This window comes from Pseudomonas sp. Y24-6 (assembly GCF_020295325.1).
In the GTDB taxonomy this organism is placed as follows: Bacteria; Pseudomonadota; Gammaproteobacteria; order Pseudomonadales; family Pseudomonadaceae; genus Aquipseudomonas; species Aquipseudomonas gregormendelii.
Genome location: NZ_JACBXG010000020.1, coordinates 43,774 through 70,271, shown reverse-complemented (window position 1 = coordinate 70,271; position 26,498 = coordinate 43,774). Strand labels below are relative to the sequence as shown.

At 61.9% G+C, this 26,498-nt stretch carries 21 protein-coding genes and 2 pseudogenes; 12 read left to right on the top strand and 11 right to left on the bottom strand.

The window, feature by feature from the left end:
- Positions 1-117: 117 nt before the first annotated feature.
- Positions 118-360, bottom strand: a complete 243-nt coding sequence (locus tag HYI44_RS27365) for a hypothetical protein (protein WP_045057348.1) — start codon at positions 358-360, stop codon at positions 118-120.
- Between the two features lie 181 nt (positions 361-541).
- Between HYI44_RS27365 and HYI44_RS27360 the strand changes: the two are divergent.
- From HYI44_RS27360 to HYI44_RS27330, 7 genes and pseudogenes are all read left to right on the top strand, one after another.
- Positions 542-2,384 (top strand): annotated as a pseudogene (locus HYI44_RS27360) (L-lactate permease).
- Positions 2,385-2,469: 85 nt separating this feature from the next.
- Positions 2,470-3,969, top strand: coding sequence for a glycolate oxidase subunit GlcD (gene glcD / locus HYI44_RS27355; protein WP_225571008.1), 1,500 nt, complete (start codon positions 2,470-2,472; stop codon positions 3,967-3,969).
- A complete protein-coding gene (gene glcE, locus HYI44_RS27350; RefSeq protein WP_225571007.1) occupies positions 3,969-5,033 on the top strand; it encodes a glycolate oxidase subunit GlcE in 1,065 nt (354 codons plus the stop codon). The genes glcD and glcE overlap by 1 nt, the downstream gene beginning before the upstream one ends.
- Positions 5,034-5,036: 3 nt before the next feature.
- The gene (gene glcF / locus HYI44_RS27345) at positions 5,037-6,278 is read left to right on the top strand and encodes a glycolate oxidase subunit GlcF (protein WP_225571006.1); all 1,242 of its coding nucleotides are present in this window, start codon (positions 5,037-5,039) and stop codon (positions 6,276-6,278) included.
- Complete coding sequence (locus HYI44_RS27340) at positions 6,275-6,688, top strand: heme-binding protein (RefSeq protein ID WP_122840363.1); 414 nt, start codon at positions 6,275-6,277, stop codon at positions 6,686-6,688. Before glcF ends, HYI44_RS27340 begins: the two co-directional genes overlap by 4 nt.
- 49 nt (positions 6,689-6,737) lie before the next feature.
- Positions 6,738-7,625: a YghX family hydrolase gene (yghX, locus tag HYI44_RS27335; protein ID WP_225571005.1), complete on the top strand. Its 888-nt coding sequence runs from the start codon at positions 6,738-6,740 to the stop codon at positions 7,623-7,625.
- 92 nt (positions 7,626-7,717) lie between these two features.
- Positions 7,718-9,886 (top strand): TonB-dependent siderophore receptor, encoded by a 2,169-nt coding sequence (locus HYI44_RS27330; protein WP_225571004.1) that lies wholly within the window; start codon positions 7,718-7,720, stop codon positions 9,884-9,886.
- A gap of 157 nt (positions 9,887-10,043) precedes the next feature.
- On the opposite strand, the gene HYI44_RS27325 is transcribed toward HYI44_RS27330, so the two are convergent.
- Both HYI44_RS27325 and HYI44_RS27320 read right to left on the bottom strand, forming a co-directional pair.
- Positions 10,044-10,985, bottom strand: coding sequence for an aldo/keto reductase (locus HYI44_RS27325; RefSeq protein ID WP_225571003.1), 942 nt, complete (start codon positions 10,983-10,985; stop codon positions 10,044-10,046).
- The gene (locus HYI44_RS27320; protein ID WP_122840359.1) at positions 10,972-12,258 is read right to left on the bottom strand and encodes an NTP/NDP exchange transporter; all 1,287 of its coding nucleotides are present in this window, start codon (positions 12,256-12,258) and stop codon (positions 10,972-10,974) included. Before HYI44_RS27320 ends, HYI44_RS27325 begins: the two co-directional genes overlap by 14 nt.
- Positions 12,259-12,347: 89 nt before the next feature.
- Here HYI44_RS27320 and HYI44_RS27315 point away from each other — a divergent pair, with 89 nt between their 5' ends.
- Positions 12,348-13,130 (top strand): alpha/beta hydrolase, encoded by a 783-nt coding sequence (locus HYI44_RS27315; RefSeq protein WP_225571002.1) that lies wholly within the window; start codon positions 12,348-12,350, stop codon positions 13,128-13,130.
- Positions 13,131-13,201: 71 nt separating this feature from the next.
- Here HYI44_RS27315 and HYI44_RS27310 read toward each other — a convergent pair whose 3' ends face one another.
- From HYI44_RS27310 to HYI44_RS27300, 3 genes are all read right to left on the bottom strand, one after another.
- Positions 13,202-13,669: a cupin domain-containing protein gene (locus HYI44_RS27310; RefSeq protein WP_225571001.1), complete on the bottom strand. Its 468-nt coding sequence runs from the start codon at positions 13,667-13,669 to the stop codon at positions 13,202-13,204.
- A 147-nt stretch (positions 13,670-13,816) separates the two neighbouring features.
- Complete coding sequence (locus HYI44_RS27305) at positions 13,817-14,845, bottom strand: AbrB family transcriptional regulator (protein WP_225571000.1); 1,029 nt, start codon at positions 14,843-14,845, stop codon at positions 13,817-13,819.
- 154 nt (positions 14,846-14,999) lie between these two features.
- Positions 15,000-16,016, bottom strand: a complete 1,017-nt coding sequence (locus HYI44_RS27300) for a succinylglutamate desuccinylase/aspartoacylase family protein (RefSeq protein ID WP_225570999.1) — start codon at positions 16,014-16,016, stop codon at positions 15,000-15,002.
- Positions 16,017-16,179: 163 nt separating this feature from the next.
- On the opposite strand from HYI44_RS27300, the pseudogene HYI44_RS27295 reads away from it, so the two are divergent.
- A pseudogene (locus HYI44_RS27295) lies at positions 16,180-16,665 on the top strand (TetR/AcrR family transcriptional regulator); the annotation flags it as partial.
- On the opposite strand, the gene HYI44_RS27290 reads toward HYI44_RS27295, so the two are convergent.
- From HYI44_RS27290 to HYI44_RS29465, 5 genes are all read right to left on the bottom strand, one after another.
- A complete protein-coding gene (locus HYI44_RS27290; protein WP_122840354.1) occupies positions 16,621-17,628 on the bottom strand; it encodes a DMT family transporter in 1,008 nt (335 codons plus the stop codon). The pseudogene HYI44_RS27295 and the gene HYI44_RS27290 sit on opposite strands and share 45 nt — an antisense overlap.
- Positions 17,628-18,326: an ABC transporter permease gene (locus tag HYI44_RS27285; RefSeq protein WP_122840380.1), complete on the bottom strand. Its 699-nt coding sequence runs from the start codon at positions 18,324-18,326 to the stop codon at positions 17,628-17,630. The genes HYI44_RS27290 and HYI44_RS27285 overlap by 1 nt, the downstream gene beginning before the upstream one ends.
- Before the next feature lie 5 nt (positions 18,327-18,331).
- Entirely contained in the window at positions 18,332-19,045 is a 714-nt protein-coding gene (locus HYI44_RS27280; protein WP_045057362.1) for an ABC transporter permease, read from the bottom strand.
- Between the two features lie 103 nt (positions 19,046-19,148).
- Positions 19,149-19,931: a transporter substrate-binding domain-containing protein gene (locus HYI44_RS27275; RefSeq protein WP_122840353.1), complete on the bottom strand. Its 783-nt coding sequence runs from the start codon at positions 19,929-19,931 to the stop codon at positions 19,149-19,151.
- A gap of 24 nt (positions 19,932-19,955) precedes the next feature.
- Positions 19,956-21,959: an aminotransferase class I/II-fold pyridoxal phosphate-dependent enzyme gene (locus HYI44_RS29465; protein WP_122840352.1), complete on the bottom strand. Its 2,004-nt coding sequence runs from the start codon at positions 21,957-21,959 to the stop codon at positions 19,956-19,958.
- A 488-nt stretch (positions 21,960-22,447) separates the two neighbouring features.
- Between HYI44_RS29465 and HYI44_RS27260 the strand changes: the two genes are divergently transcribed.
- The 3 genes from HYI44_RS27260 to HYI44_RS27250 are packed head-to-tail and all read left to right on the top strand — an operon-like array spanning position 22,448 to position 26,415.
- Complete coding sequence (locus HYI44_RS27260) at positions 22,448-23,740, top strand: sialidase family protein (protein WP_412548517.1); 1,293 nt, start codon at positions 22,448-22,450, stop codon at positions 23,738-23,740.
- On the top strand, positions 23,737-24,348 hold the full coding sequence (locus tag HYI44_RS27255) for a hypothetical protein (RefSeq protein ID WP_225570998.1): 612 nt from the start codon (positions 23,737-23,739) through the stop codon (positions 24,346-24,348). The genes HYI44_RS27260 and HYI44_RS27255 overlap by 4 nt, the downstream gene beginning before the upstream one ends.
- A gap of 30 nt (positions 24,349-24,378) precedes the next feature.
- A complete protein-coding gene (locus HYI44_RS27250; RefSeq protein ID WP_122840350.1) occupies positions 24,379-26,415 on the top strand; it encodes an LTA synthase family protein in 2,037 nt (678 codons plus the stop codon).
- Positions 26,416-26,498 lie beyond the last annotated feature (83 nt).

The window sequence follows — 26,498 nt, the reverse complement described above, 5'->3', positions numbered from 1 at the left end:
CGGTCAACCACAAAACCTGTGAGAACTGGCTTGCCAGCTCCGACAAGGGTTGGGACTTACCCAACTCTGTGGTCAACCACAAATCCTGTGGGAGCTGGCTTGCCAGCGATGGCGCCCTCAGGGCCCCAACGTCCTCTGCCCATTGCCGATCCCCTTCGCAACATCTACCCCCCAATCCAGCGCCGCTTCCATGTCCAGTAAATGCGGGCGTGGATCATGGTCCTCGGAAACCGGTACCCCGTCCGGCCGATAAACGCCGATAAACATCTTCAACGAACCATCGCGCAAAATTTCCGCCTTCACCACAATCGAGCATCCATTCGACAGCGTTTCCTTGTGTTCCAAATGGCGCTCAGTCATCACGGCAATCCTCCGGTCGTCGGGTTCGGGTCAGTACTCATCTTAGCTCACGCCAGCGCACCAAAATGATTCGTCAAAATGCCCGAAAACCCCGGCCTGACAGCGGCGCATTGCCACCTATACTGGAAACCACCGCCCCTTCGGGGTCTGCACGTCCAACAATAAAAAGCAGAGGTGGAACATGGTCTGGCAGCAAATCTACGATCCGTTCAACAACCCGGTCATTTCCACCCTCATGGCAGCCGTGCCAGTGGTGGTGATGCTGGCGGCCCTGGCGTTCTTCCATATCAAGGCGCACCTGGCGGCCCTGCTAGCCCTGGGCTCAGCCCTGATCATCGCGATCTTCGCCTTTGGCATGCCGGCCGACATGGCAGGCTCCGCGGCCCTGTATGGCGCCGCCAACGGCTTGTTGCCGATTGGCTGGATCGTACTCAACATCATTTTCCTGCACCGCCTGACCACCGAAAATGGCTCGTTCAAGGTGCTGCAAGACTCACTGGCGCGGATCACTGACGATCGTCGCCTGCAACTGCTGTTGATCGCCTTCTGTTTTGGCGCCTTTTTTGAAGGCGCCGCAGGTTTCGGCACACCGGTGGCAGTGACCGGGGCGATTCTGATCGGTCTGGGGTTCTCGCCACTGGCCGCGTCCGGCCTGGCGCTGATTGCCAACACCGCGCCCGTGGCGTTTGGCGCACTGGGCACGCCGATCATCACGCTCGCCAAGGTCACGGGCCTGGATGAGATGGAGCTGTCGATGATGGTCGGTCGGCAACTGCCGTTCTTCTCGGTGATCGTGCCGTTCTGGCTGATCTGGGCGTTTGCCGGGTGGCGCAAGATGCTGGAAATCTGGCCGGCGATCCTGGTCGCCGGGGTCAGCTTCGCCGTGCCGCAGTTCCTGGTGTCCAACTACCATGGCCCGATGCTGGTGGACGTGATCGCTGCGCTGATCTCCATGGCCTGTTTGACCGGCTTCCTCAGGGTGTGGAAACCGGCCACCGTACACACCTCCGCAGCCCTTTCCGGTCGCGTCGACAATTCGAAAATTGATGCCGAGCACGATCAAAAACCCGTCGCCAGCGCCGCGTTTGGTACGGATGCCAAGTCCGCCGTGATGCGTGCGTGGATGCCGTGGATCATCCTCACCGTGTTCGTGTTCGCCTGGGGTACCCAGGGTTTCAAGAACATGTTCGATACCCGGCCTGCCATTGATCCTGTGACCCAGTCGGCCAAGCTCGATCCTCAAGGCAAACCGTTGCGCGAGGCCCATCCGATCTTTGCCCCGGTGATCACCTTTGGCACGATCCACCNAGCTCGATCCTCAAGGCAAACCGTTGCGCGAGGCCCATCCGATCTTTGCCCCGGTGATCACCTTTGGCACGATCCACCAGCAAATTGAAAAAGTCCCACCAGTAGTACCTGCGCCAAAAACCGAAGAAGCGGTCTACAAGTTCACCTGGCTGACCAGCACCGGCAGCGGCATCCTGCTCGCGGCGATCCTGGGCGGGCTGTTGATGGGCTATTCGATTCCGCAACTGATCAAGCAGTACGTGCGCACCATCTGGGTGGTGCGCTACTCGCTGATCACCATCGTCGCGATGCTCGCCCTGGGCTTCCTCACGCGCTATTCAGGCCTGGACGCAACGATGGGCCTGGCGTTTGCCGCCACGGGGATTTTCTACCCCATGTTCGGCACCCTGCTGGGCTGGCTTGGAGTGGCGCTGACGGGCTCCGACACAGCGTCGAACGTGTTGTTCGGCGGCCTGCAGCGGGTCACTGCCGAACAACTGGGGCTCAGCCCGGTGCTGATGGCAGCTGCCAATAGCTCCGGCGGGGTCATGGGCAAGATGGTCGATGCGCAGTCGATCGTGGTGGCCTCCACTGCCACTCGCTGGTATGGCCATGAAGGAGAAATCCTGCGGTATGTGTTCTTTCACTCGATCGTCCTGGCGATTCTGGTCGGCGGGTTGGTGACGCTGCAGGCGTATGTAGCGCCATTCAGCGATATGGTCGTGGGTGGGCATTAAACGGGATCAGCCGGTTGTTGCGCTTCTGACCTAACTGCCCGGGCTGCTGCCCGGGCGTTCATGAAAGGAGTAGGGTAAAGCGACTATGAACATTCTCTACGATGAACGCGTCGACGGCGTGCTGCCGCAGGTCGATCGGGCTGCCCTGCTACAGGCCCTGCATGCGCGCCTGCCGGACCTGGAAGTGCTGCATCAGCAGGAAGAGCTCAAGCCCTACGAATGCGACGGCCTCTCGGCGTACCGCACCACCCCATTGCTGGTGGTGCTGCCGCGTCACCTGGACGAAGTGCAAGGGGTGCTCAAGCTGTGTCACGAAATGCAGGTTCCGGTAGTCGCCCGGGGTGCGGGCACCGGGCTATCGGGTGGGGCACTGCCGCTGGAGCAAGGCGTACTGCTGGTGATGGCGCGCTTCAACAGCATCCTGCACATCGACCCTGCGGCTCGCACGGCACGGGTCCAGCCGGGTGTGCGCAACCTGGCGATCTCCCAGGCCGCGGCGCCATTTGGCCTGTACTACGCCCCGGACCCTTCGTCACAGATCGCCTGCTCCATCGGCGGCAATGTCGCGGAAAACGCCGGAGGCGTGCACTGCCTCAAGTACGGCCTGACCGTGCACAACGTGGTCAAGGTCGACATCCTCACGGTGGAGGGCGAGCACCTGAGCCTGGGGTCGAATGCCCTGGACTCACCGGGCTTCGACCTGCTTGCCCTGTTCACCGGGTCTGAAGGCATGCTCGGCGTCATCACCGAAGTGACGGTCAAGCTGCTGCCCAAACCCCAGACCGCCAAGGTGCTGCTGGCCGCTTTTGATTCGGTCGAAAAAGCCGGCCGTGCGGTAGGCGACATCATTGGTGCCGGCATCATCCCCGGGGGCCTGGAAATGATGGACAACCTGGCCATCCGCGCCGCCGAAGACTTCATCCATGCCGGCTACCCGGTGGACGCCGAAGCCATCCTGCTGTGCGAACTCGATGGCGTCGAAGCCGATGTCCACGATGACTGCGACAGGGTCCGCCAGGTGCTCGAACAGGCCGGCGCCACCGAAGTGCGCCAGGCCAGGGACGAAGCCGAACGCGTGCGTTTCTGGGCCGGACGCAAGAACGCCTTTCCGGCGGTCGGGCGACTGTCGCCGGACTACTACTGCATGGACGGCACCATACCGCGTCGGGAATTACCTGGCGTGCTGCAGGCTATCGCCGCCTTGTCTGCCGAATACGGCCTGCGCGTAGCCAACGTGTTCCATGCCGGCGATGGCAACATGCACCCCTTGATTTTGTTCGATGCCAACCAACCGGGGGAGCTCGATCGGGCAGAGGCACTGGGGGGCAGGATTCTCGAGCTGTGCGTGAAAGTCGGCGGCAGCATTACCGGTGAACATGGCGTCGGCCGCGAGAAGATCAACCAGATGTGCGCCCAGTTCAATAGTGATGAACTGACGCTGTTCCATGCCGTCAAGGCAGCGTTCGATCCCGCTGGCCTGCTCAACCCCGGCAAGAACATCCCCACCTTGCATCGCTGCGCAGAATTCGGCGCGCTGCATGTGCACATGGGGCAATTGCCCTTCCCTGAGCTGGAGCGTTTCTGATGCGCCACAAAGACGACTTCGATGACAGCGCCGCACTTCTGGAGCAAGTCAACCAGGCGTTGCAGGGCATTACCCCACTGCGTATCCAGGGCTCCAACAGCAAGGCTTTCCTGGGGCGCATCACTGCAGGAGAAGTGCTCGACACCCGCGCCCATCGGGGCATCGTCAGCTACGATCCGACTGAGTTGGTGATCACTGCACGCTGCGGCACGCCGTTGGTGGAACTGGCTGAAGTGCTGGCTTGCGCGCAGCAGATGCTGCCCTGCGAACCGCCGTCCTTCGGCGAGGGCGCGACGGTCGGCGGCATGATCGCCTGCGGGTTGTCGGGGCCGCGACGGCCCTGGTCGGGTTCAGTTCGCGATTTCGTCCTCGGCACCCGGGTAATCACCGGCCACGGCAAGCATCTGCGCTTCGGCGGCGAAGTGATGAAAAACGTCGCCGGCTACGACCTGTCGCGTCTGATGGCTGGCAGCTACGGCGCGCTGGGGGTAGTGACCGAGGTATCACTCAAGGTGCTGCCCAGGCCTCGGCAATGCCTGAGCATCAGCCTGGAGCTCGACGTTGAACGCGCCCTCGATCGCCTCAGCGAATGGGGCCAGCAGCCATTGCCGATCAGCGCGGCCTGCCACGATGGCACGCGCCTGCACCTGCGCCTGGAAGGCGGCGAAGGCTCGGTGGCCGCGGCCCACGAGCGCTTGGGCGGCGAGCTGCTGGACGCCGGGTACTGGGCCGATCTCAACGAACACAGGCTGAGTTTTTTCGATGAGGATCAGCCGCTGTGGCGGCTGTCCGTACCGCACAATACCCCTCGCGTGTCACTGCCGGGGCGACAACTGATCGATTGGGGCGGTGCCCAGCGCTGGCTCAAGACCGATGCTGAAGCCGCGTTCATTCGCCAGGTGGTCAGCGAGGTCGGCGGCCACGTGACCTGTTACAGCCATGGATTGATCGACAGCCCTTTTCAGCCATTGCCGGTCGCCCTCATGCGCTACCACCGCAACCTCAAGCAGCAACTCGACCCCCAGGGTATTTTCAACCCCGGTCGCCTGTACGCGGAGCTCTGAGCCATGCAAACCACGTTGAGCGAACAGGCCCGCCAGTTGCCCCGAGCCGAAGAAGCCGAAAGCATCCTGCGCAGCTGTGTGCACTGCGGCTTCTGCAATGCCACCTGCCCCACCTATCAACTGCTCGGCGACGAGCTGGACGGGCCACGCGGACGAATCTACCTGATCAAGCAAGTACTGGAAGGTCACGAGGTCACGCGCAAGACTCAACTGCACCTGGACCGCTGCCTGTCCTGCCGCAACTGCGAAACCACCTGCCCCTCCGGCGTGGATTACCACAACCTGCTGGATATCGGCCGGGCGGTGGTCGATGCAGCGGTACCGCGCTCCCTGGCACAGCGCCTGTTGCGCGAGGGACTGCGCAACGTCGTGCCCAACCCTGGGCTGTTCAAGAGCCTGGTCAGCAGCGGTCAAGTGTTCCGGGCGCTGCTGCCGGACACGCTGCGCGCCAAACTGCCACGCAGTGCCTGGCCGGCAAAAGCCCGACCGGCCGCGCGCCATGCCCGGCAGGTACTGATGCTCGAAGGCTGCGTACAGCCTGGCCTGTCGCCTAATACCAATGCCGCCGCCGCGCGGGTGCTGGACCGCCTGGGCATCAGCGTCACCCCGAGCCGCGAAGCCGGGTGCTGCGGCGCGGTGGATTATCATCTCGATGCCCAGGCCGCCGGCCTCGATCGCGCCCGGCGCAACATCGATGCGTGGTGGCCAGGCATCGAGAGTGGCGCCGAGGCAATTGTGCAGACCGCCAGCGGCTGCGGCGCGTTCATCAAGGACTACGGGCACCTGCTGGGCACCGATCCGGCCTATGCCGCCAAGGCACAAAAAGTCAGTGCGCTGGCCAGGGACCTGGTTGAAGTGTTGCGTGACGAACCCCTGGAAACCCTTGGCGTGCAGGCCGAGCAACGCCTGGCGTTCCACTGCCCTTGCACCTTGCAGCACGCGCAGAAGCTCGGGGGGGCGGTCGAGGCGGTGCTGGTACGTCTGGGTTTCAACCTCACCGTCGTGCCGGACAGTCACCTGTGCTGCGGCTCGGCAGGCACTTATTCGGTGACCCAGCCAGTACTGGCCCGACAATTGCGAGACAACAAACTCAATGCCCTGGAAAGCGGGCACCCCGATGTGATTGCTACCGCCAATATCGGCTGCCAAACGCACCTCGACGGCGCCGGTCGCACCTCGGTCAGGCACTGGATCGAACTGGTCGAAGCGGCACTGCCCTCCCCACCTGCCGGAGTATCCCCATGAACAGCAAATTCGTTTTGAGCCAGGTCGAGGTCAGTCAGATCCTCGCCGCTGCGCGCACTGAAGCCCTGGGTAATCAGTGGGCGGTGACCATCGCGGTGGTCGATGACGGCGGCCATCCCCTGGCCCTGGAACGCCTTGACGGCGCTGCCGCGATCAGCGCCTACATCGCCACGGAAAAGGCCCGCACTGCGGCGCTGGGTCGGCGCGAGTCCAAAGGTTATGAGGACATGGTCAATGGCGGTCGGCATGCGTTTCTCTCGGCGCCCTTGCTGACGTCCCTGGAGGGTGGCGTACCGATCATCGTCGAGGGCCAGGTGATTGGCGCGGTGGGGGTATCAGGCGTCAAGGCCGAACAGGATGCACAGGTGGCCAAGGCGGGGGCGCAGTGCCTGGGCAACCCGAACGCCTGATCAAGCCAAGCCCCAATGCTGAATCAATCGACGAAGAGGAAACCTGCCGATGCCCCGCCTGACCGCCAAGGACTTCGCTCCGCAACTGCTCGAACTCTACGACTACTACGCCCACGGCAAGATCAACCGACGCGAGTTTCTTGACCGCGCGGCGCTATTCACCTTCGGCGGACTGACCGCTGGCGCCCTGCTTGCGAGCCTGAGCCCCAACTATGCTTTGGCCGAGCAAGTCGCCTTCACCGACCCGGACATTATTGCCGAGTACATCACCTATCCTTCACCCCAGGGCAACGGGCAGGTGCGTGCCTACCTGGTGCGCCCGGCCAAAGCCCCGGGCAAGGTGCCGGGGGTGGTGGTCGTGCATGAGAATCGCGGTCTCAATCCTTATATCGAAGACGTCGCCCGACGCCTTGCCAAGGCGGGGTTCATCGCCCTTGCTCCCGACGGGCTGACCTCCGTGGGTGGCTACCCGGGAAACGATGACAAGGGCCGCGAGTTGCAGGCGACCGTCAACCCGGAAAAGCTCATGAACGACTTCTTCGCAGCTATCGAGTGGCTGACGAAGCTTGACGCCGCCACGGGCAAGGTCGGCATCACCGGCTTCTGTTACGGCGGCGGCGTCGCCAATGCCGCGGCCGTGGCCTATCCGGAACTGGGGGCCGCCGTGTCCTTTTACGGGCGCCAGCCGGAGGCCAAAGACGTGCCGCGAATCAAGGCCCCGGTGATGCTGCACTACGGCGAACTGGACACGCGCATCAATGAAGGTTGGCCGGCGTACGAGCAGGCGCTAAAGTCCGCCAGCAAGACCTACGAGGCCCACATCTATCCCGGCGCCAATCACGGTTTTCACAATGACTCCACGCCCCGCTACGACGAGGCTGCGGCAAACCTGGCGTGGGACAGGACCCTGGGCTGGTTCCAGCGCTATCTGGTGTAAACCCTTGGTGCTGGCATTAACAATCGCCGGCCAGGATACGTCCTCTGTATGATGGCGCGCTTTGAGTGCGGGTCAGACTTCGAGGAGTATGCATGGACAGGCTTTACCGGACAGGACACCAGGGCTTGTCCGCCCTCAATTTACTGACCTTGGGCCTGTTATCGGCCAACAGCGCGCTGGCCGCCGACACCGAGTTGCCGGCGCTCACCGTTACCGGCGAAGACACCTCAGGCTATCAGGCCGACAGCGCATCGGTCGCCGGCTTCGACACGACCACGCTACTCGACACCCCGGCGGCGGTGACGGTCCTCACCGATGCGCTGATCAAGGATCAACAGGCGCGCCTGCTCAGCGAAGTCCTGCGCAATGACGCCTCGGTGGGTCAAGCCTATGCTCCGGTCGGCTATTACGAGAACTTCGTGGTGCGCGGCTACTCGCTCAACTCCGCCAGCAGCTACAGGATCAATGATCGCACCATCACTGGCGAACAGAACGTCGGGCTGGAAAACAAGCAGCAGGTGGAACTGCTCAAGGGCCTGTCGGGCCTGGAAAGCGGCGTGTCGGAGCCTGGTGGGCTGGTCAACTACGTGACCAAGCGGCCGACCGAAGTGCGCCAGGTCACGGTCTCGACCGATGACCGCGGCAGCGGCTACCTGGCGACCGATATCGGCGGGTTCTTCGGCAGCGAACAGCAGTTCGGCCTGCGCGCCAACCTGGCCCATGAAGATATCCATTCATACGTTGAACATGCCAACGGTCAGCGGGATTTTGCCTCCCTGGCCTTTGACTGGAACATCAGCCCCGATGCGCTGCTGCAACTGGACGCCGAGTACCAGAGCCGGGAACAGCGCTCGGCGCCCGGCTACCAACTGCTGGGTGGCACCCGACTGCCGCACCATGCCTCGCCGAAAAGACTGCTGGCCCACCAGAGCGGCTCCAACCCGGTCAGCACCGATGCGCTGAACCTCAACGGCAAGTTCGAGTACCGCTTCAGTGATGCATGGAAAACCGACATCAGCGCTTCGCGCAGCCGGGTGGTGATCGACGACTACAGTTCGTTCGCCTGGGGTTGCTACGGTGCCGCCAGCTGCGCCGACGTCGCAGTGCCGAATTACTTCAGCCCGGAGGGCGACTACGATATCTACGACTTCCGCAGCCCCGACGATACCCGCCGCAACGACGAACTGCAGGCGACCCTCAGCGGGCGTTTCGACACGGCGGGCCTGGGTCACGAACTGACCTTGGGCACCAGTGCGTTCCGCCGGGTGGTGGACAAGCGCGACCCGATCAACGTGATGATCGGCAGCGCTAATATTAACAGCGAGCCTGCAGACTTCGCGCGTTATGACGGCCCGCTCAATGACTTCCAACGGCGTCTGGACAGCCGCCAGTACGGGTTGTTTTTCAATGACCGGATCAGCTTCAACGAGCACTGGCAAACCGTATTGGGCGGGCGCGCGGTGCGTCTGGACGAAGAAACCTTTGACAGCCAGGGCGAAACCACTCGCCATACCCGCCGTTACGAGTTCCTGCCCCAGGCTGCACTGATCTACAAGCCGGTGCAGAACCTGTCGCTGTACACCCGCTATAGCAAAGGCCTGTCCCTGGGCGGCGAGGCGGCGTGGTTTACCACCAACGCCTTCGAAATCCTCGCGCCAACCGTGTCCCGGCAGATCGAGGCCGGGGTCAAGTATGACTGGCAGCGCATCAGCCTGGGCGCGGCGCTGTTTCAGATTCGCCAGGCGTATCAGTACTCGCGCCCCAACGACGACGGCACCTTCACTTTCGCGCAACAGGGCGAACAGAAGAACACCGGTCTGGAGCTGTCCGCCAATGGCTGGGCGACCCAACGCCTGCAGATCAGTGCCAGTGTCGCGGCGATTCGTTCGCGGGTCAGCGGCACGGGAACGGCGGCTTATGAGGGCCACCAGACGATCAATGTGCCGACCTTGCGCGCCAGCCTTTCCGGCGAGTATGCATTGCCCTGGATAGACGGCCTGGCATTGCTCGGTGGCGTGCAGTACAGCGCCAGCAAATACGCGAGCCAGGTCGGCGAAGTGGAAACGGGCGCCTACGCGATCTTCAATGCCGGCAGCCGATTCAGCACGCGTATTGATGGTTACGAGACGGTCTTTCGCCTGAGCGTCGACAACCTGTTCGACAAGCGCTACTGGCGCGATGCCGGAGAATACATGGGCGATGACTACGTATTCCAGGGCGCGCCCCTGACGGCGCGCTTGAGTGCTTCTGTCAATTTCTGACGGCTGCCGATATCACCTGTAGGGGCCAGCTTGCTGGCGATGGGCGTTAACGATAACGCGGGGTGCCTGACAGCCTGCGGCGTACTCAGGTTTTTTCGCGAGCGAGCTCGCTCCTACAAGATGGTAAACGTTAACGGGTGAGCCGAATTGGAGCTCCTCAGTTCACCAGGTCAATCAGCTGTTCACGCTGCGCCCCGGTCAGCATCGGGCCGAATCCGGCCGCCGCATTATCGGCCATGTAACGCGGATTGCCGGTGCCTGGGATCACACAGGTCACCGCCGAATGCGACAGCAGAAATTTCAGCGCCAATTGCGGCCAGCTATTGACCTGTACCTGCGAAGCCCAGCCCGGCAGGGGCTTGCCCTTCAGGCGGGCAATCAGGCCACCGCCGCCAAACGGCCGGTTGCAGATCACTGCCACGCCACGTTCCCGGCATAGCGGCAGAATGCGCTTCTCGACGGCGCGATCATCCAGGGCGTAATTGATTTGCAGGAAGTCGAGTTGTTCAGCCTTGAGCACCGCCTCCACCTCGTCATAGGCCGACGCGGTGTAATGGGTGATCCCGATGTAGCGGATGCGCCCTTGCTCTTTCCATTCGCGCAACGTCGGCAGATGGGTTTTCCAGTCCAGCAGGTTGTGGATCTGCATCAGGTCGATCCGGTCGGTTTGCAGCAGCTGGAATGATTGTTCCATCTGCGCAATGCCTTCTTCGCGACCACGGGTCCATACTTTGGTCGCCAGGAACGCCGGCGAGCGCGGTTCGTGGATCGACAGCAACTCACCGGTGGTCTGCTCGGCGCGCCCGTACATCGGCGAGCTGTCGACCAGCGTCCCGCCTTTCTCGAACAGCGCATCAAGCACGGCCGGCAGTTGCTTGTAGGCCGGGTCCCCAGGGGCGACATCGAAGCCGCGATAAGTGCCCAACCCAACGACGGGCAGCGGCTCGGCGCTGGAAGGAATGCCTCGGGTCTGCATGTTCTTGCCTCCTGTGACGATCGGCGGCGCTTGCGCCCCGGCTGGGTCGAACGTGAAGACCGCCGAGACACAGGCAGCCAGCGTGAGTAGTCGGCGACGGGTAATTCCATCAGTGTGGCTCATGATGTTGCTCCTCCATTCGGGTGCTGGCCGCCCGTTGTTCCTGCCGCCTCGCCAGCCAGAAACACAACCCTGCCCATACGCCCGCAACCGGAAGAATCGCCAGGGCCACCAGGCCAAATCCTGCGCCCACTGCCGTCAGCCCTGCAGACAGCCAGCCACTGGCGGCATCGCCGCCGCGATAGACCAGGGTTTCGACCACGTTCTTGGCCTTGTACTTCTCTTCGCGGCTGACCACCGTCCACAGCACCTCTCGCGCCGGCCGAACGAAGGCAAATTCCACCGCCCGACGCAGCCCTTGCGCCAGGGCAACGGCAGCAGGTACCGGCGCCATGGCCATCGCCGAGAAGGCCACGACGCTCGCCAAGGGCAACATCACCAGCGCCCCGCCCACGCCGACCCAGCGGATCAACGGCGCGGTCAACAGCAGCTGGAATAACAGGGTCAGCACCGACACCAGCAAATCAACCAGGGCAAAAAATTGAGTGCGGCTTGCCACATCAGCGTAGCTGCCTGCGACGATCCGGCCTTGTTCAAAGTACAAAAGGGTCGCGGCGCTGGTGTGCAGCAGCATGAACGCCACCAGCCCGAGCAAATAGCGCGAGCGCAGGATCAGCGTGATGCCGGCCAGCATGCTGCCGCCCAATCTTTGGTCATCCGGCGAGCGGTTGTCGCTACGCGCCACTGTGCACATGAGCAAGGCCCGGTAACAACGCACGGCGATCTCGAGCAGCACCGCCGCCGCCAGCGTCAGGGCCATCGGGCCCAGGCGCACGGCCATGGTCGCGGCCAGCAGCGGCCCGATAAAGGTGCCCAAGGTGCCACCGGCCGCAATAAAACCGAACAACCGCCGCCCCTGATCACTGGAAAACCGGTCGACCAGCACGCTCCAGAAGATCGTGACGATGAACAGGTTGTAAATGCTGATCCAGACAAAAAACACCTGCCCGACGGTCACCGGCGCAACGTGATTGGCGATCAGCAGCCCGAACACCAGCATCGACAGCGCAATCAGCCGATAGATCAAAGGCACGAAACGCGTTGCCGGCAGCCGGGACACCAGCGCACCGTAGAGCGGTACCATCAGCAACATCACCACGAAGGTGGCGCTGAACAGCCACTGCAACTGGTCCGCACCACCCTCCAGGCCAAGGGCATCGCGCAGGGGGCGGACCAGGTAATAGCTGGCGAGCACACAAAAATGGAAGGCAAAACCCAGCATCAGCGCGGTTCTTTCCGCGGGCAGAATATTCAGCGATTTCAGCGCGATGGGCATCGCTTCCCTCCCGGACCGGCGCTACGGCGCCGATCGACTACACTGCGACAGCGATCAAGTGATCGCCGTTTTCCAACCTTGAGTCGTCAATGCCGCTCCCTAACGTTAGTCGAATGTCGCGCATCCTGATGATCATCGCAGGCATCGTCATCGCGCTGTACCTGGTGCTTTGTATGGCGCTGTGGGTATTCCAGCGCGCCCTCATTTATTACCCGCAGCCTCGATCCGTGGCGAGTGCGCTGTTGACGCTGCCCCGTTCCGACGCGCAGGTGCTGGTCTCGGTGCGCGAGCACGAGGGCCCCAAGGCGTTGATCTATTTCGGTGGCAACGCCGAGGACGTGTCGCGCAACCTGCCCTCGTTTTCAGCGGCCTTTTCCGATCACGCGCTGTATTTTCTGCACTACCGAGGGTTTGGCGGCAGCTCTGGCTCGCCGACCGAGGAAGCGATTCAGCGCGACGCACTGGGGTTGTTCGACGAGGTGTACGCCCGGCACCCGCAGGTGACACTGGTGGGCCGTAGCCTGGGCTCCGGGATCGCGGTGCGCCTGGCCAGCCAGCGCCCGGCATCGCGCCTGGTGCTGATCACGCCCTATAACAGCCTGGAAGAACTCGCTGCGCGGCAGTTTCCGATCTTCCCGGTGCGATGGCTGTTACAGGATCGTTTTGAGTCCTGGCGATATGCCCGGGAGATCAGCGTGCCGACCCTGCTGATGGCGGCAGAGCACGACGAAGTGATCCCGCGCTCGAGCACCCAGCGGCTGTTCGAGCATTTCGCTCCGGGGGTGGCCGTGCTCAGGGTGATACCGGGGGTGGGGCATAATTCGATTTCCGCCAGTGCGGATTACCTGAGGCTGCTGCGGGAGGCTTTGTGAGGTTGAGTGTTGCGCTCTTGAGGCGAGCATGTTGAATAATTCCAGCATGCTCGCCTTCTTGAGCGCATCACCTATTGAGCAACAATCTTCACTAACGGCGCCCCCTTCTTGACGATGTAGGTCGCCAGTTCCGAGCTGGTAGTCGCACTTGTATTCTTCGCAACATGCGCCACCCCTGCCGGGATATAGAGCGAATCCCCCGCCTTGAGTGTCACTGCAGGCTGCCCTTCAAGCTGATACTCGAACGTGCCCTCCAGTACATACGCCACCTCAACCCCCGGGTGGGAATGTTTGGGCGAGACCACGCCCGGTTCGAAATCCACGCGCACCTGCAGCACTTCCTGTCCCGCAACGTCCATGTCCCGGTGCAGCAGATCGGTGCGGTGCAGGCCGGTCTGCCAGCTCTTGGTCGCCGGCGCATCCTGAGTGGACGACTTGACCTCCTGGGCCTGGGCCAGGCCCGTGACAGCAGCCAATGTGGTCGCGGCAATGGCCAGGCCGAGTGCGCCAGCGGTTTTACGAACATTTAACAGGAACATCGCGATTCTCCAGTGGTAGTACCGCAGATGCGGTGTGCCCCATTCAAACGCCGCCATGTATCAGCCAAGTGTCCAAGCCACCCTGGATATGTATGCGCAAGTGGCTGCAGGCACACCTGATACGCAGGGATACAAACCAGTGACACGTCAGCCCCGGTCGGCACTCTCGCGCCAGCGCCGCGCCTGGATCAGCAACGCGGGGGAAAAATGCAGCACAACCATCCGCACCAGATGGTGGGACAGAATGAACACGACATTCAGCCCGCCACTGAACGCGACGATCGAAATGGTCTCGATCGCGCCCGGCATGTACGCCAGCCACAGCGTCAGCGGGTCACTGCCCAGCGTCTGCCACGCCACTACAGCGAAGCCTGCCGCCACCAGCAGCATCAGCCCCACCGACATCAATCCGCAGCGGCCGTGGCGCAACAGTTCCCTGAGGCTGATGTCGCGGAACTTCGAACCGATCAACGTACCCAGCAGCACCGAGGCAACATCAATGCTCCACGGCGGCATCTGGAAACCCGGGAGATAACCCGACCTGACGTAGACGCCGGTCAGGACAATGGCCGTCAACATGAATGGCGCCGGTACTCCAAAGCGCAGGAGCAAGCGCCCCAGCGCCAGGCACAGGGCAATCAGCGAGAGCAGGATCAACAGCGTGCTCACCAGCCAGGGACTGCTGTCGGCAGTGCTCACTGCGGTTTGCCCGGTCACGCAAAAGCTTACCAGCAGGGTGATGAACAGCAATCGCACCAGGTGCACCACGATCACCTTGCTCGAGGCCCGCTCCGACTCCAGTAAATCGAACACCGCCGCGAGCGCGCCCGGGTAGACTGCCAGCAGCGAATCCTTCAGGTTCCAGCCGCAGCCCCTGCACAACCACACCCCGGCCACGACGATCTGTGCCACCAGGCATAACAGCAACAGACCCAGGCTGGGCAACAAAGCAGCGGCTGTGCTGCTGTCCCAGGCCTGGAACATCAGCCCGGTGGCGATTCCCAAGGAGACTTGCACGTAACCCAGGCCAAAGCGCAGCCTGGGCGCGAAGCCTGACTTTGCAGCAATGATGGCGGTGGCGAGGATCGAGCCGAGCAACAAGCCGTGGGGCACACCAACCGACTGCAGCAGGGCACCGACAGCGGTTGCGATCAGCAAGCACACAAGCGTTCTCATGAATTGTCCTTAATTCCAGTGCTGATTTTTTGGATCCAATCCTCCCCTGCTCAGACTTTTTCCCACTGAACCTTGTGCAGCGTCAAGTCATAATCGCCGATTGCAAAAACGCCGCTCGTTGCGAGCGGCGGTTTTATCCCGCGCCCGCCAGTGGTCAGTTAGGGTCGAGCAGGCCCCCGTGCCAGTGGCGGGAAACACGCGTGCCCGTGAATTTCGCCACCACCATGCCCTGGCCAATCAGTCGATCGCGGTAACGGGTGACCATCCGCCCCGCCTGCTCGGCGAACAACACCACTTCGCTGGAGGGATCACCGGGCCGGCGCAGGATCCGGGCAAAACGCTGGCCCTCCGCAACAGGGTCTCCCAGCTGTTTTTCGAAGATCAAGACCCCGGGCGTCGGTGCAAGGACGGTCTCCATCTGGCCCATTTCCAGGGTTTGCACCGGCCAATCCTCCGGGCCTAGCGCCTCATCAATGGCTCCGCAGCGGCACAGCCAGGCGTAAAGTCCCTGGGCATCCTGTTCGGCCAGTTGGTCGCCGACATCGCCCTGCCCGCGCAACTCCAGGGTTGCCGCCATATTGCGGTCACTGAGCCCTCTGCGCAGCCAGGGCGCAATAATGGTTTCCTCAAACGAACCATCGCCGCCATCGTCCCAGATGATCGCCACGTCCATCTTCATCGCTGCCGCCAGTTCGCGGCCTTGGGGGGCAAAGCTGCGGTGCACATAGAGGTACGGCAGTGCCTCGTCATCGGTGTGCAGATCGAGCATCACATCGGCATCGGCGGCCAGTTGCACCAGGGCTTTCTGCCATTCCTGGACATTGGTGGACGGGTGTTGCTGCGCCGCCGACTGGTCAAAACCACGATTGAAATTGTGCCCTGTGGCGTCATGAAAACGCCCCAGCAGGCGGCCCTGGCGGAACTGGCCAATACCCAGCGGATTGGCCTGGGGCACAACCGTCACCTGACTCCTGAGCCGCCCCTGGGCTTGGGCAACCTGCAGGCGTTGCATCAACAGGTGCAGTACCAGCATCCCGGCAATTTCGTCAGCGTGCACCCCGGCTTGCAGGTGCACCTTGGGGCCGCTGCCATCACCCTGGTAACGCCAGGCCCCCACTTGCAACGGGTCGCCATTGTTGCTGCGAACATTCAACGAAATATCCTGCACCATCCGTTTGTCCTCCCGTCATGACCACTAGAAAACCAAGGCATTGCCGCTGGTGATTGAACAGACGTTCAACTAAGCTCGTCAACGTATAACCGACTCCAAGGACTGACCCGTGACCCGTGCCCCAGCTAAAAACCGCCGCACCGAACCCGACGCGCGCCGCGAAATGCTCGTGGCCGCTGCCCTGCGTTGCCTGGTGCGCGACGGCCACGCCGGGCTGTCGGTGCGCCGCATCGCAACGGAGGCCGGGGTGTCGGTAGGCCTGCTCAATCATCACTTCGGCAGCATCGATGCCCTGATCGCCGACACTTACCAGAAGCTCGCCAACGAACTGACGAGCGCCCTGATGCAGGAAATAGAACAGGCCGACACCCCCGCCGCAAAGATGGACGCCTTCCTCACCGGCTCATTTGCCCCCCGGGTCATGGACCCGCAATTACTCGGCGCCTGGGTGGTGTTCTGGAGCCTGATCCGCCACTCCGTTCACGTCAGCCAGGCTCACGAAAAAAGCTATCGAGCCTATCTCGACTTGCTGCGCCATTTGCTCGACGACCTGGCGGCCAGCGAAGGGTTTGTGATCCACGACACTCACCTGGCCGCCATCGGCCTATCCGCGACGCTCGACGGACTCTGGATCGAGTGGTGCCTCAACCCCGAAACCTTCAGCCCCGCCAACGGCCTGCATATCTGTCGCTGCTGGGTAAAGGGGTTGCGAAACGGAGCATTCAGCGCCGACGACGTCCTGTGAGGCATGACGCCCGAAGATCATCGCCAGGGTGCCACTGACAGCAATCAGCCCCGCGCCGATCATCAGCGACACGTCCATCCGGGTGCCCCAGATCAGGCTCGACAGCAGGAACGCCCAGATCAACCCGGTGTACTCGAATGGCGCCAGCAAGGTCGCCGTCGCCCGACGGAAACTGGCGAACAGCAGGAACTGGCCGATACCACCCACCAAGCCAGCTGCGAGCATACCGAGCCAGTCCGGCATCGGTGCTGGCGTATGAGTCCACGGCAAGGCCAGGGTCATGCAAATAACAAACACCACGTTGGTGATCAACATTTGCTCCAGCACCGATGTCTGGTCATCCACCTGCCGCAACTGGATGTAGGTGAACGCCCAGCACATGGCGGCCAGCAGGGTCAGCACCACCGGCAACGGGTCGGTCAACCGTGTTGGTCGGCAGGCGATGATCACGCCGATGAAGCCGACGACCAGGGTGAACCATTGCCACCCGTTGGCGCGTTCCTTGAGGATCACCGCCGCCAGTACCGTAACCATGATCGGCGCGGAAAAATACAGCGTGGTCATCTCCGCCAGCGACAGGTCTCGGGCAGCGGTGTAATACAGCACCCAGGCGATGATCGACAGCAAACCGCGCACCACCAGCAAGCGCCGGCTTGGTGAACGCCAGGCTTTCTGCACCAGGCGCAAGCGCCCCGCAGCCACGCAGACCACCACGACCAGCAAGCTGCGCCAGAACAGGATGGTCACCACCGAATAATCGGCCACCAATGCCTTGATCACCGCGTCCTGCAAGGCCAGAAACGCGTACCCCAGGGTGCACAGGCCGATGCCCTGCAACGACCGATCAACCATCCGTGGCGCACTCATCACACCGACCTGCGCACGGGCGTCCCGCGCCGCTCGAAGAACGCAAACAGGGCCTCGATCAGGAAGGTGAGGCACACATACACCCCGGCCACCAGCAGCAGCGGCTCATACACCTGCAGGGTTTGTGCGCGCACCACATTGGCCGCGCCCAGCAGGTCGATGATCGCAATGGTCGAGGCCAAGGCCGTGGACTTGAGCAGCATCACCGTCTCCCCGGCCAGGGTCGGCAACAGCAGGCGCATCGCCCGCGGCAGGCGCACCCGCAACAAGGACTGGCGCGCAGTCATGCCGAACGCCGAGGCCGCTTCCATTTCACCCTTGGGCACCGCCAGCAGCCCACCACGAATCACCTCTCCGACGTAGGCACCCACCGACAGCACCAGCGCAAACACGATGTACCAATAGCCGTCGCGCAAATAAGGCCAGAAAAAGCTGCCACGGATCAGCGGGAACTGCGCAAACAGGCTGCCCAGGCCGTAGTAGAAAATGTAGATCTGGATCAGCAGCGGCGTGCCCCGCAGCACGCTGGTGTAGAACAGGCTGGCCTTGGCAATGAACTTGTTTTTCGAGATCCGCGCCAACGCCACCAGCACCGCCAGGGCGAAACCGAACACCATCGAGATCAACAGAATGCTGATGGTCGTTTGCAATCCACGGCCCAGGAGTGCCGCATATTCAACTATCCACGCTGGAATCATTTCATTCACTCAGCCAAAGGCATCCAGCGACGGATGCGTCGCTCCAGCCGTCCCGAGAGGTAGTTGGACACCAACGTCACGGCGTAATACATCGCCGCAGCCGTGAGGTAGAACAACAGATAGTGACGCGTCGAACCCGCCCCTTGCTTGGCGGTGTACAGCAGCTCATTGGTGCCGACCACGCTGATCAGGGCACTGTCCTTGATCAGGTTGATCCACAGGTTGGCCATCCCTGCCATGGCGTAGGGCGCCATGATCGGCAGCGTGACTCGCCGGAACAGGCCGAACCCGCTGAGCCCGAACGCCCTCGCCGCCTCGATCTGGCCATAGGGAATCGCCTGGATCGCCGCGCGAAAAATCTCCGAGGCATAGGCGCCCTGGACCAGTCCCAGCACCAGGATTGCCGCCAGCGGGCCGCTGACGTTGACCGCGTCGTAACCCATCCTGGCCATCAGCGAATTGAGCAGCATGGAGCCGACGTAGTACAGCAGCAGGATCAGCAACAACTCCGGAATGGCCCGAAACAACGTGGTGTAGCCGCGCATCAGCGCCGCGATGGGTTTAGGCGCACCCAACTTGAGACAGGCCACCACCAGGCCGATGAACAAACCGACCACGAAAGCACCCGCAGAAATCTGCAGGGTCATCAACAGGCCCTTGAGCAATGCGCTGCCCCAGCCTGTTTCGCTGAAATTGATCAAATCGAACATTGCTGGCATTTCGGTCTCCAGTCGGCGAACCAGACATCACCACTCCTTCGTGTGGGAGGAGCCCCTGTGGGACCAAAAGCTCTGCTCCCACGGGTCATCTTGCAGCCCGGCGTCAGAACGCAGGTTTCACGCTCGTACCGAAGTAGCTCTGGGACAGTTCGTCATAGTCTTTGCTTGCCAGCAGGCGGGTGATTGCCTGGTCCAGTTTGGCCTTGAGCTCAGTGTCATCCTTGCGCAAACCGGCGCCGACGCCTTTACCGAAAATCGGGTCGTAAGGCACGGTGGCGAGGTAGGCCAGGTTGCTGGCATCGGCCGTCTTGACGAAAGAGGCCATGGCCGTGCCGTCCGCCATCATCAAGTCGATACGGCCGGAAATCAGGTCGGCGTTGGCCGAGTCCTGGGTGTCGTAGTACTTCACCTCGGCGATCTTTTCGTAATTGGCCTTCAGGTAGCTGGCACTGACGGTCGAGTTCTGCACGCCGATAATCTTGCCTTTGAGATCATCCGGAAACTTGCTCACGGTGGTGCCCTTGGGCCCAACCACCGCGATTGCCGAATCGTAGTAAGCCTTGCTGAAGGCGATCTGTTTCTCGCGCTCGGCAGTCACCGACATCGAGGAAAAAATCACGTCGATCTTCTTCGCCAGCAAGGAGGGAATGATGCCGTCCCATGCCACTTCCTTGATCTCGCACTCGGCCTTCATCTCGCTGCACAGCTTATGGATCAGGTCAACCTCGAAACCTTTCCACTCACCGTTCGCCTGCTTCTCGGTGTACGGCGGATAAGGTTCTGCTGCCACTGCAAACCTGATCGGTGCAGCCTGGGCTGCGCTCATCCCGGCCAGCAGCACGCATGCCACGCCCGTCATCCAGTTTGCCAAACGTCGATTTCCCATGATTGTTCCCCGTCTTTTTATTGATCAGCGAGTCTGATGAGCGTTGACGAATTGTCGGCAACGCTCGCTGCGTGGGTGTACGAACACATCGTCCGGCGAACCGGTTTCTTCGATCAGCCCCTGGTGCAGGAAGGCGACCTTGGAGGAGACATCGCGTGCGAAGGCCATTTCATGGGTCACCAGGATCATGGTCCGGCCTTCTTCGGCGAGAGAGCGGATCACCCGCAGCACTTCGCCGACCAGTTCCGGGTCGAGTGCCGAGGTGGGTTCATCGAACAGCATGACCTTGGGCCGCATGGCCAAGGCCCGGGCGATGGCGACCCGTTGCTGCTGCCCACCAGAAAGAAACGCCGGGTACTCGTTGCGCTTGGCCGCCAGTCCCACGCGCTCGAGCAAGGCTTCGGCCCGTTCGGTGGCCTCCGCGCGGCTTTCTCGCAGGACCTGGGTCGGTGCTTCGATAAGGTTTTCCAGCACGGTGCGATGGGGCCAGAGGTTGAAGTTCTGGAACACCATGCCCAGGCTCGAACGGATCCGCACCAGCTGTTTGGCGTCGGACACCAATGGCGCCCCCGGCCGATTCTGGTTCAGATGGATGCTTTCGCCATCCACCAGGATGCGGCCCTGGTCAGGTATTTCGAGCATATTGATGCAACGCAGCAAGGTACTTTTACCCGAGCCGCTGGCGCCAATCAGGGAGATCACTTCACCTTCACGAGCGGTCAGCGAAACACCCTTGAGCACCTCGATATTGCCAAAGCGTTTGTGCAGGCGATCGACTTCGATCATGGTCTTGCGGGCCACCGCCTCGATCGTCGCCTCGCTGCCCACCCGATTGATCACCGGGCGCGGCGCTTCACCGTTCAAAACCAGGACAAATTTGCGAATGCGCTGGCAGGCCTGGGCCAATCGCTCTTCGCCTTGGGTAAACGAGAGCCGCACAAAACCCTGGGCCGGCTCACCGAATGCAGCCGCATCCAATACCGAGACATGCGCCTCGCGCAGCAGCCGCCAGGCAAATTCCAGCGACGTCAGGCCTGTGCTGCGCACGTCCAGCAGCACAAACATCCCCGCGTCCGGGTTGAGTACCGATATCCCTGGACAATCCGCCAGGCTCTTCACCACGAGGTCGCGACGACGGCGGTAAATGTCACGCATGCCGTGGGTGACGTCCGCATGGGACTGCACGGCCTTGAGTGCCGCCTCCATGACAAAACCCGGCAGGCCATAGAGCATGCTCAGCACCAGGTTTTCGACGTGGGCCACCAGGGTTTCGTTGGCGATGATCCAGCCGATGCGCCAGCCGGTCATGGCGTGGGATTTCGACAGGCTGCCGATCACCACGCAACGTTCGGCCATGCCCGGCATCGCTGCCAGGCTCAGGTGCTCACGCTCGAACGTCAGGCTTTCATAGACTTCATCCACCACCACCCACAAGTCATGGACAACGGCAAGCTCGGCGATCGCCTGCAATTCTTCGCGATTGAGCACGACGCCGGTAGGGTTGTTCGGGTTGGACAGGAACAGGGCTTTGGTGCGCGGGGTAATGGCCTTGGCCAGCACCGCGGCATCCAGCCGAAAACCGCCATCGGCAGCGCACGGTACGCGCACCAGCGTCGCGCCGGACGCCTTCAGGGTAGCCTCGTAGGTGACGTACATCGGGTCCAGGGCGATCACTTCGTCGCCAGCTGTCAGCAGGCACATTGATGCGGCGAACAGGGCATTCTGCGCCCCTGCCGTCAAAATCACGTTGGACGCGTGCAGCTCACGGTGGAACAGGGGGCTATGGCGGGCGGCAATCGCTTCGCGCAATTTCAGGCGACCGGCGATTTCGGTGTAGTGAGTATCGCCCTCACGCAGGGCATGAATGGCGGCGTCAGTGATGAAGTCAGGGGTGGGGAAGTCCGGATCGCCGACGCTGAGGATAATCACATCCTCGCCCCGGCGCTGGGCTTCATACGCTGCGTAGTGAATATCCCAGGCGGCAACGCCGTCACCAGTTATCCGCTGAACAAAGGGTGAAAACCGCATGCAAGTGCCTCGTTCGATAAGAAGAAACGCAAGCCCGCGCTACCAGCCGGGGAAGTGGGTCTCAACATAATCGAAGCTGAACAGTCGTTCAACAGATAATTCCTGCCGATTCGCGTTCAGTGTCAAGAGGTCGTTTTTACGACAGTACTGCCGTTTCAAGGTACGCTTTTGCTGTGTTTGTGCTGGCCGTATCACGAGCAGGCCCGGCGACGCACACCTACCGAGGCCGACGTTGTTCCTCCTTCGGTTGATGGTTACGTACCACGCATCTAAAGCTAATAGCGCGAAAGTCCTGCACAGGAATTTTTCCATTCAAGCACCGACGTCTCTGCGACGGGACTTTCAGCCCTCCTGGGTACATGCGCTCGCCGGAAGTCCCAGCAGATACAAACATCTCCTTACAAATACACTCCTGGCTTAACTCCGAATATATAACTACTAGTGATAGGTTACGCCGCTCGATCAGGCCCCTTGAGATGCCGAGCCGTATGATGCGCATCAATCCTCCCCGCCTTGCCGTTTACGTTGTATTGGTGTGCCTGTTCGCGGGCGCCTGGTTTACCCACCCTGCCGCAGTCCACTCCTCCTTCGCCCTGATGAGCCCGGTGATGGCGGTGGCCGACAAAGTGGCCAAGCCCGTCTACACCAGCCGCTTCGCGTCCTCGGGCCTGGTGGACTTTGTGCATTCCTCGGCGGTTACCGCACTGCCTGACGGCAGCCTGATGTCGGTCTGGTTCGCCGGCACCCGCGAAGGCGCTGCAGACGTGCAGGTGCGTTCCGCCCGGTTCAACGCGAAAACCGGTGAATGGGGCGCGGAGCAGGTGTTGGCGACTCGCCAGTCGACCCAGCAAGGCACTCGCAAATACATTCGCAAGCTTGGCAACCCGGTCGTGGCGCTGGCGCCGGACAATCGCCTGTGGCTCTTCTATGTCTCGGTGTCGATGGGTGGTTGGGCCGGCAGTGCAGTCAATGTGATGGTCTCCGACGACTTCGGCGATAACTGGTCTACGCCGCGCCAGTTGATCACCTCGCCCTTTCTGAATATCAGTACCCTGGTGCGTTCGGCACCGGTGTTTCATGCCGATGGTTCCATCGGCCTTCCGGTGTATCACGAGTTTCTGGGCAAGTTTGCCGAGTACCTGTACCTGAGCCCGGACGGCAACGTCATCGACAAATTCCGTATCAGCCGTGGCACCAATTCCTTGCAGCCAACGGTCGTGCCGCTGGATGGCCAGCGCGGCGTCGCCCTGCTGCGCTATGCCGGCGAGACCCACCACCGAGTGCTGGCGACGCGCACCGAAGACGCCGGGCAAACCTGGAGCGAACCCTATCCGCTGGACCCGTCCAACCCAAACTCTTCGCTGGCAGCGGTCGCCACGCCGGAACACGGCTTGCTGGTGGCACTCAATGACCTGCGTGAAGGCCGTTTCAAGCTGAGCCTGTACGGCACCGATGCGAAAATGGACGACTGGCGCGCCCTGCGCGACCTGGATAAATCGCCAGACCCGGAAGGCGAGCCGTTTTCCCCGCAAGCCTACAAGGAAATCATCGGCCAGGAATTTCGCGACTCCAGCGGTGCGCTGCGCCAGCCCCTGGAAGCGCAGTTCCTGAGCAATCTGGACACCCGGGTCTGCACCAGCCGCGGGTGTGAATTCGAGTATGAGTATCCCTACTTCATTCGCAGCCCCGACGGCATGTATCACCTGGTTTATTCCTGGAACAACACTTTCATCAAGCACGTCACCTTCAACGAAGCCTGGCTGTCCGAGCGCCTGAAATGATCAACCTGTGGCAAGCCCATCTCAGTTTCGCAATGATCATATTCCTCATGCTGCCCGGCTTTGGCCTCGGCCGGCTCTGGCGCGGGTTGCTGCTGCTGGCTTTGCTCGCCGCCAGTTTCATCCCGCTGGACGGTTTGACGGTGGCGGCTTATTTGCGCAGTCACATCGATGACCTGGCAATTACCACGATGATCCTGATGGCGTGGGCATGCCTGCGCCGCCTGGAAATCCTGGCGCCTGCGCCACGTGTATATGTCGGCGTGCTGGTGATCTTCGCCGCCATGGCCGTGCTGTTGTATCCGGCGACGCTGGGCTGGACGTACGTCGATCCATACCGGCTGGGTTTCAGCCCGCGCGTGCTGCTGACCCTGATTGCATTGCTGACGCTCGGCCTGTACTACCTGCGCAACGGCCTGGCTGTGGCCATGCTGGCGGGCGCGACCCTGGCCTTTATGGTGGGGCTCAAACCTTCGCACAACTATTGGGATTACCTGGTGGATCCACTGCTGGGGCTGTATTGCTGCGTGGCGCTGCTGGTGCTCGGCACCCGCCAGGCCTATCGCTGGTTCCTCAGCCGGCGTGGATCGGCGAGCTACAGGTCCATTTGAGATTTAACGACTTTAAACAGGGGAACAGGGATGGGTTGGTTGCAATCGAGACGCTTGCATTACTGGTTGGGCGCGACCGCGATCGTGTTTGCGCTGTTCGCGGTATTGCGAGTGGTGTTCTTCTTCGGCTTTTCAGGGTTTGACGCTAGCGCCCTGAGCGCCCAACCCGCGATTGTGGAAACCCTGGGCATCGGCTTTCGTTTCGACTTGCGCCTGGCCATCCTCACGGTGTTGCCCCTGGCGTTGCTGGCGTGGATTCCGCGCTGGAACCTGACCACCAGCCGCGTGCTGCGCCTGGTCGCCAGGGTCTATCTGGTGGCGGCCCTGAGCGTTCTGCTGCTGATCTACATCATCGATTTTGGTCACTACGCCTACCTTGGTGTGCGCATCAATGCCACCGTGCTGCGCTTCATCGAGGACGCGCAGATATCCCGCGACATGGTCTGGCAGACGTACCCGGTGATCTGGATCAGCCTCGGCTGGCTGGCCACGGTCGCGCTGGCGACCCTGGCCCTGGTGCGCCTGGAAAGGGTCACGCTGGATCGTCCGCGCAAGGTCATTCACCCACTCTCCGCCACCTGGGGCAGTGCGTTGATGGTGGTGCTGGTGCTGCTTGGCATCCTCGGCCGAGTAGAAAACATGAACCTGGAAAATCCGGTTCCCCTGCGCTGGAGCGATGCGTTTTTCTCCAGCAACAACCAGATCGCGGCATTGGGCCTGAACCCGGTGATTTTCCTCTACGACACGGTCAAGGTTGGTCAGTCCCGTTACGACGAACAGCAGGTGCGCGAGCACTACGCAGTCATGTCCCGCTACCTGGGCGTCGACCAGCCGGACGCGCAAACCCTCAATTTCGTACGGCACCAGGCACCTCAACCTTACAAGATTCCCGGCTCGCGCCCACCCAATGTGATGTTCGTGATGCTCGAATCCCTGGGCACCAGCGCTGTCGGGGCCTACGGCAACCCGATCGATCCGACGCCCAACATTGACCGACTTGCCAAGCAGAGCTGGTTCTTCGAACATTTCTACGTGCCAGTCACCGGTACCGCGAAAACCGTGTGGGCGAGCATCTCCGGGGTGCCCGACGTCACCCGCCAGGAAACCGCGACGCGCAACCCGCTGATCACCCAGCAGAACACCCTGATCAACGCCTTCACCGGCTACGAGAAGATCTACACCATCGGCGGCAACTCCGGCTGGGCCAACATGAACGCGCTGATTCGCCAGAGCATCGATGGCGTGCGGCTGTACGAGGAGCGCGACTGGAAGGCGCCGGTCGTCGATGTCTGGGGCATTTCCGACCTGGACCTGTTCAAGGAAACCGACAAGATCCTGCAGGCGCTGCCCAAGGACAAACCGTTCTTTGCCTATGTGCAAACCGCCGGCAATCATCGCCCTTTTACCATCCCCGAGCTCAATGACGGATTCGAGGTCAAGCACCCGACCCTGGCCGAAGTTCAGGCTGCCGGATCGCGCAGTGTCGAGCAGTACAACGCCGTGCGCCTGCTGGACTTCAACATCGGTCGCCTGATGGAAATCGCCAAGGCAGGCGGCTGGTACGAGAACACCATTTTCGTGCTGTTTGGCGATCACAACACCCGCATCGCGCAGATCCCGTTTCTGGCCCCGGCCTACGAACAGCTGGGCCTGGAAAGCAACGCAGTGCCGATGATCATCCATGCCCCTGCGCTGCTGGGCTCACGCACCGTCGAGGAAGCCGTGGGCCTGGTGGATTTGCTGCCCACCGTGGCCGGCATGGCGGGCCTGGAGTTTCGCAACAGCGGCATGGGCCGGGATATCCAGCAACCCGCCCCCGAAGGCGAACGCGTGGTGCCGCTGGTCCTGCGTGAGGGCACCTTCCCGCTGATTGCCGGCGTTACCCAGCATTTCATGGTGCAAATGGAGCACGACGGCAGCTCGCCGACCTTGCACGACCTGGCGTCGATGACCCCGACCGATGACGTGGCCCGACAGAACCCCGAAGAGTTCAAGCGCCTCGTGCAATTGACCCGAGGCATGCACGAAACTTCGAGGCTGATGCTCTACCAGAACGTGCGCAAGTAACGGCCTGACAAGTGCCGGCGGACAAATGTGACCTTATATATCCGGGCCAGTTTTGCCGGCACTTGATACCATCCAGCACACTT

Bases quoted from the DNA above. Each gene is read 5' to 3' on its own strand.
- yghX (WP_225571005.1), top strand. From the start codon at position 6,738: ATGCCCCGCCTGACCGCCAAGGACTTCGCTCCGCAACTGCTCGAACTC.
- glcF (WP_225571006.1), top strand. From the start codon at position 5,037: ATGCAAACCACGTTGAGCGAACAGGCCCGCCAGTTGCCCCGAGCCGAA.
- HYI44_RS27255 (WP_225570998.1), top strand. From the start codon at position 23,737: ATGATCAACCTGTGGCAAGCCCATCTCAGTTTCGCAATGATCATATTC.
- HYI44_RS27285 (WP_122840380.1), bottom strand. From the start codon at position 18,326: ATGATTCCAGCGTGGATAGTTGAATATGCGGCACTCCTGGGCCGTGGA.
- HYI44_RS27315 (WP_225571002.1), top strand. From the start codon at position 12,348: ATGCCGCTCCCTAACGTTAGTCGAATGTCGCGCATCCTGATGATCATC.
- HYI44_RS27325 (WP_225571003.1), bottom strand. From the start codon at position 10,985: ATGAGCCACACTGATGGAATTACCCGTCGCCGACTACTCACGCTGGCT.
- HYI44_RS27310 (WP_225571001.1), bottom strand. From the start codon at position 13,669: ATGTTCCTGTTAAATGTTCGTAAAACCGCTGGCGCACTCGGCCTGGCC.
- HYI44_RS27305 (WP_225571000.1), bottom strand. From the start codon at position 14,845: ATGAGAACGCTTGTGTGCTTGCTGATCGCAACCGCTGTCGGTGCCCTG.
- HYI44_RS27250 (WP_122840350.1), top strand. From the start codon at position 24,379: ATGGGTTGGTTGCAATCGAGACGCTTGCATTACTGGTTGGGCGCGACC.
- glcE (WP_225571007.1), top strand. From the start codon at position 3,969: ATGCGCCACAAAGACGACTTCGATGACAGCGCCGCACTTCTGGAGCAA.
- HYI44_RS27320 (WP_122840359.1), bottom strand. From the start codon at position 12,258: ATGCCCATCGCGCTGAAATCGCTGAATATTCTGCCCGCGGAAAGAACC.
- HYI44_RS29465 (WP_122840352.1), bottom strand. From the start codon at position 21,959: ATGCGGTTTTCACCCTTTGTTCAGCGGATAACTGGTGACGGCGTTGCC.
- HYI44_RS27340 (WP_122840363.1), top strand. From the start codon at position 6,275: ATGAACAGCAAATTCGTTTTGAGCCAGGTCGAGGTCAGTCAGATCCTC.
- glcD (WP_225571008.1), top strand. From the start codon at position 2,470: ATGAACATTCTCTACGATGAACGCGTCGACGGCGTGCTGCCGCAGGTC.
- HYI44_RS27290 (WP_122840354.1), bottom strand. From the start codon at position 17,628: ATGAGTGCGCCACGGATGGTTGATCGGTCGTTGCAGGGCATCGGCCTG.
- HYI44_RS27365 (WP_045057348.1), bottom strand. From the start codon at position 360: ATGACTGAGCGCCATTTGGAACACAAGGAAACGCTGTCGAATGGATGC.
- HYI44_RS27300 (WP_225570999.1), bottom strand. From the start codon at position 16,016: ATGGTGCAGGATATTTCGTTGAATGTTCGCAGCAACAATGGCGACCCG.
- HYI44_RS27280 (WP_045057362.1), bottom strand. From the start codon at position 19,045: ATGCCAGCAATGTTCGATTTGATCAATTTCAGCGAAACAGGCTGGGGC.
- HYI44_RS27260 (WP_412548517.1), top strand. From the start codon at position 22,448: ATGATGCGCATCAATCCTCCCCGCCTTGCCGTTTACGTTGTATTGGTG.
- HYI44_RS27330 (WP_225571004.1), top strand. From the start codon at position 7,718: ATGGACAGGCTTTACCGGACAGGACACCAGGGCTTGTCCGCCCTCAAT.
- HYI44_RS27275 (WP_122840353.1), bottom strand. From the start codon at position 19,931: ATGGGAAATCGACGTTTGGCAAACTGGATGACGGGCGTGGCATGCGTG.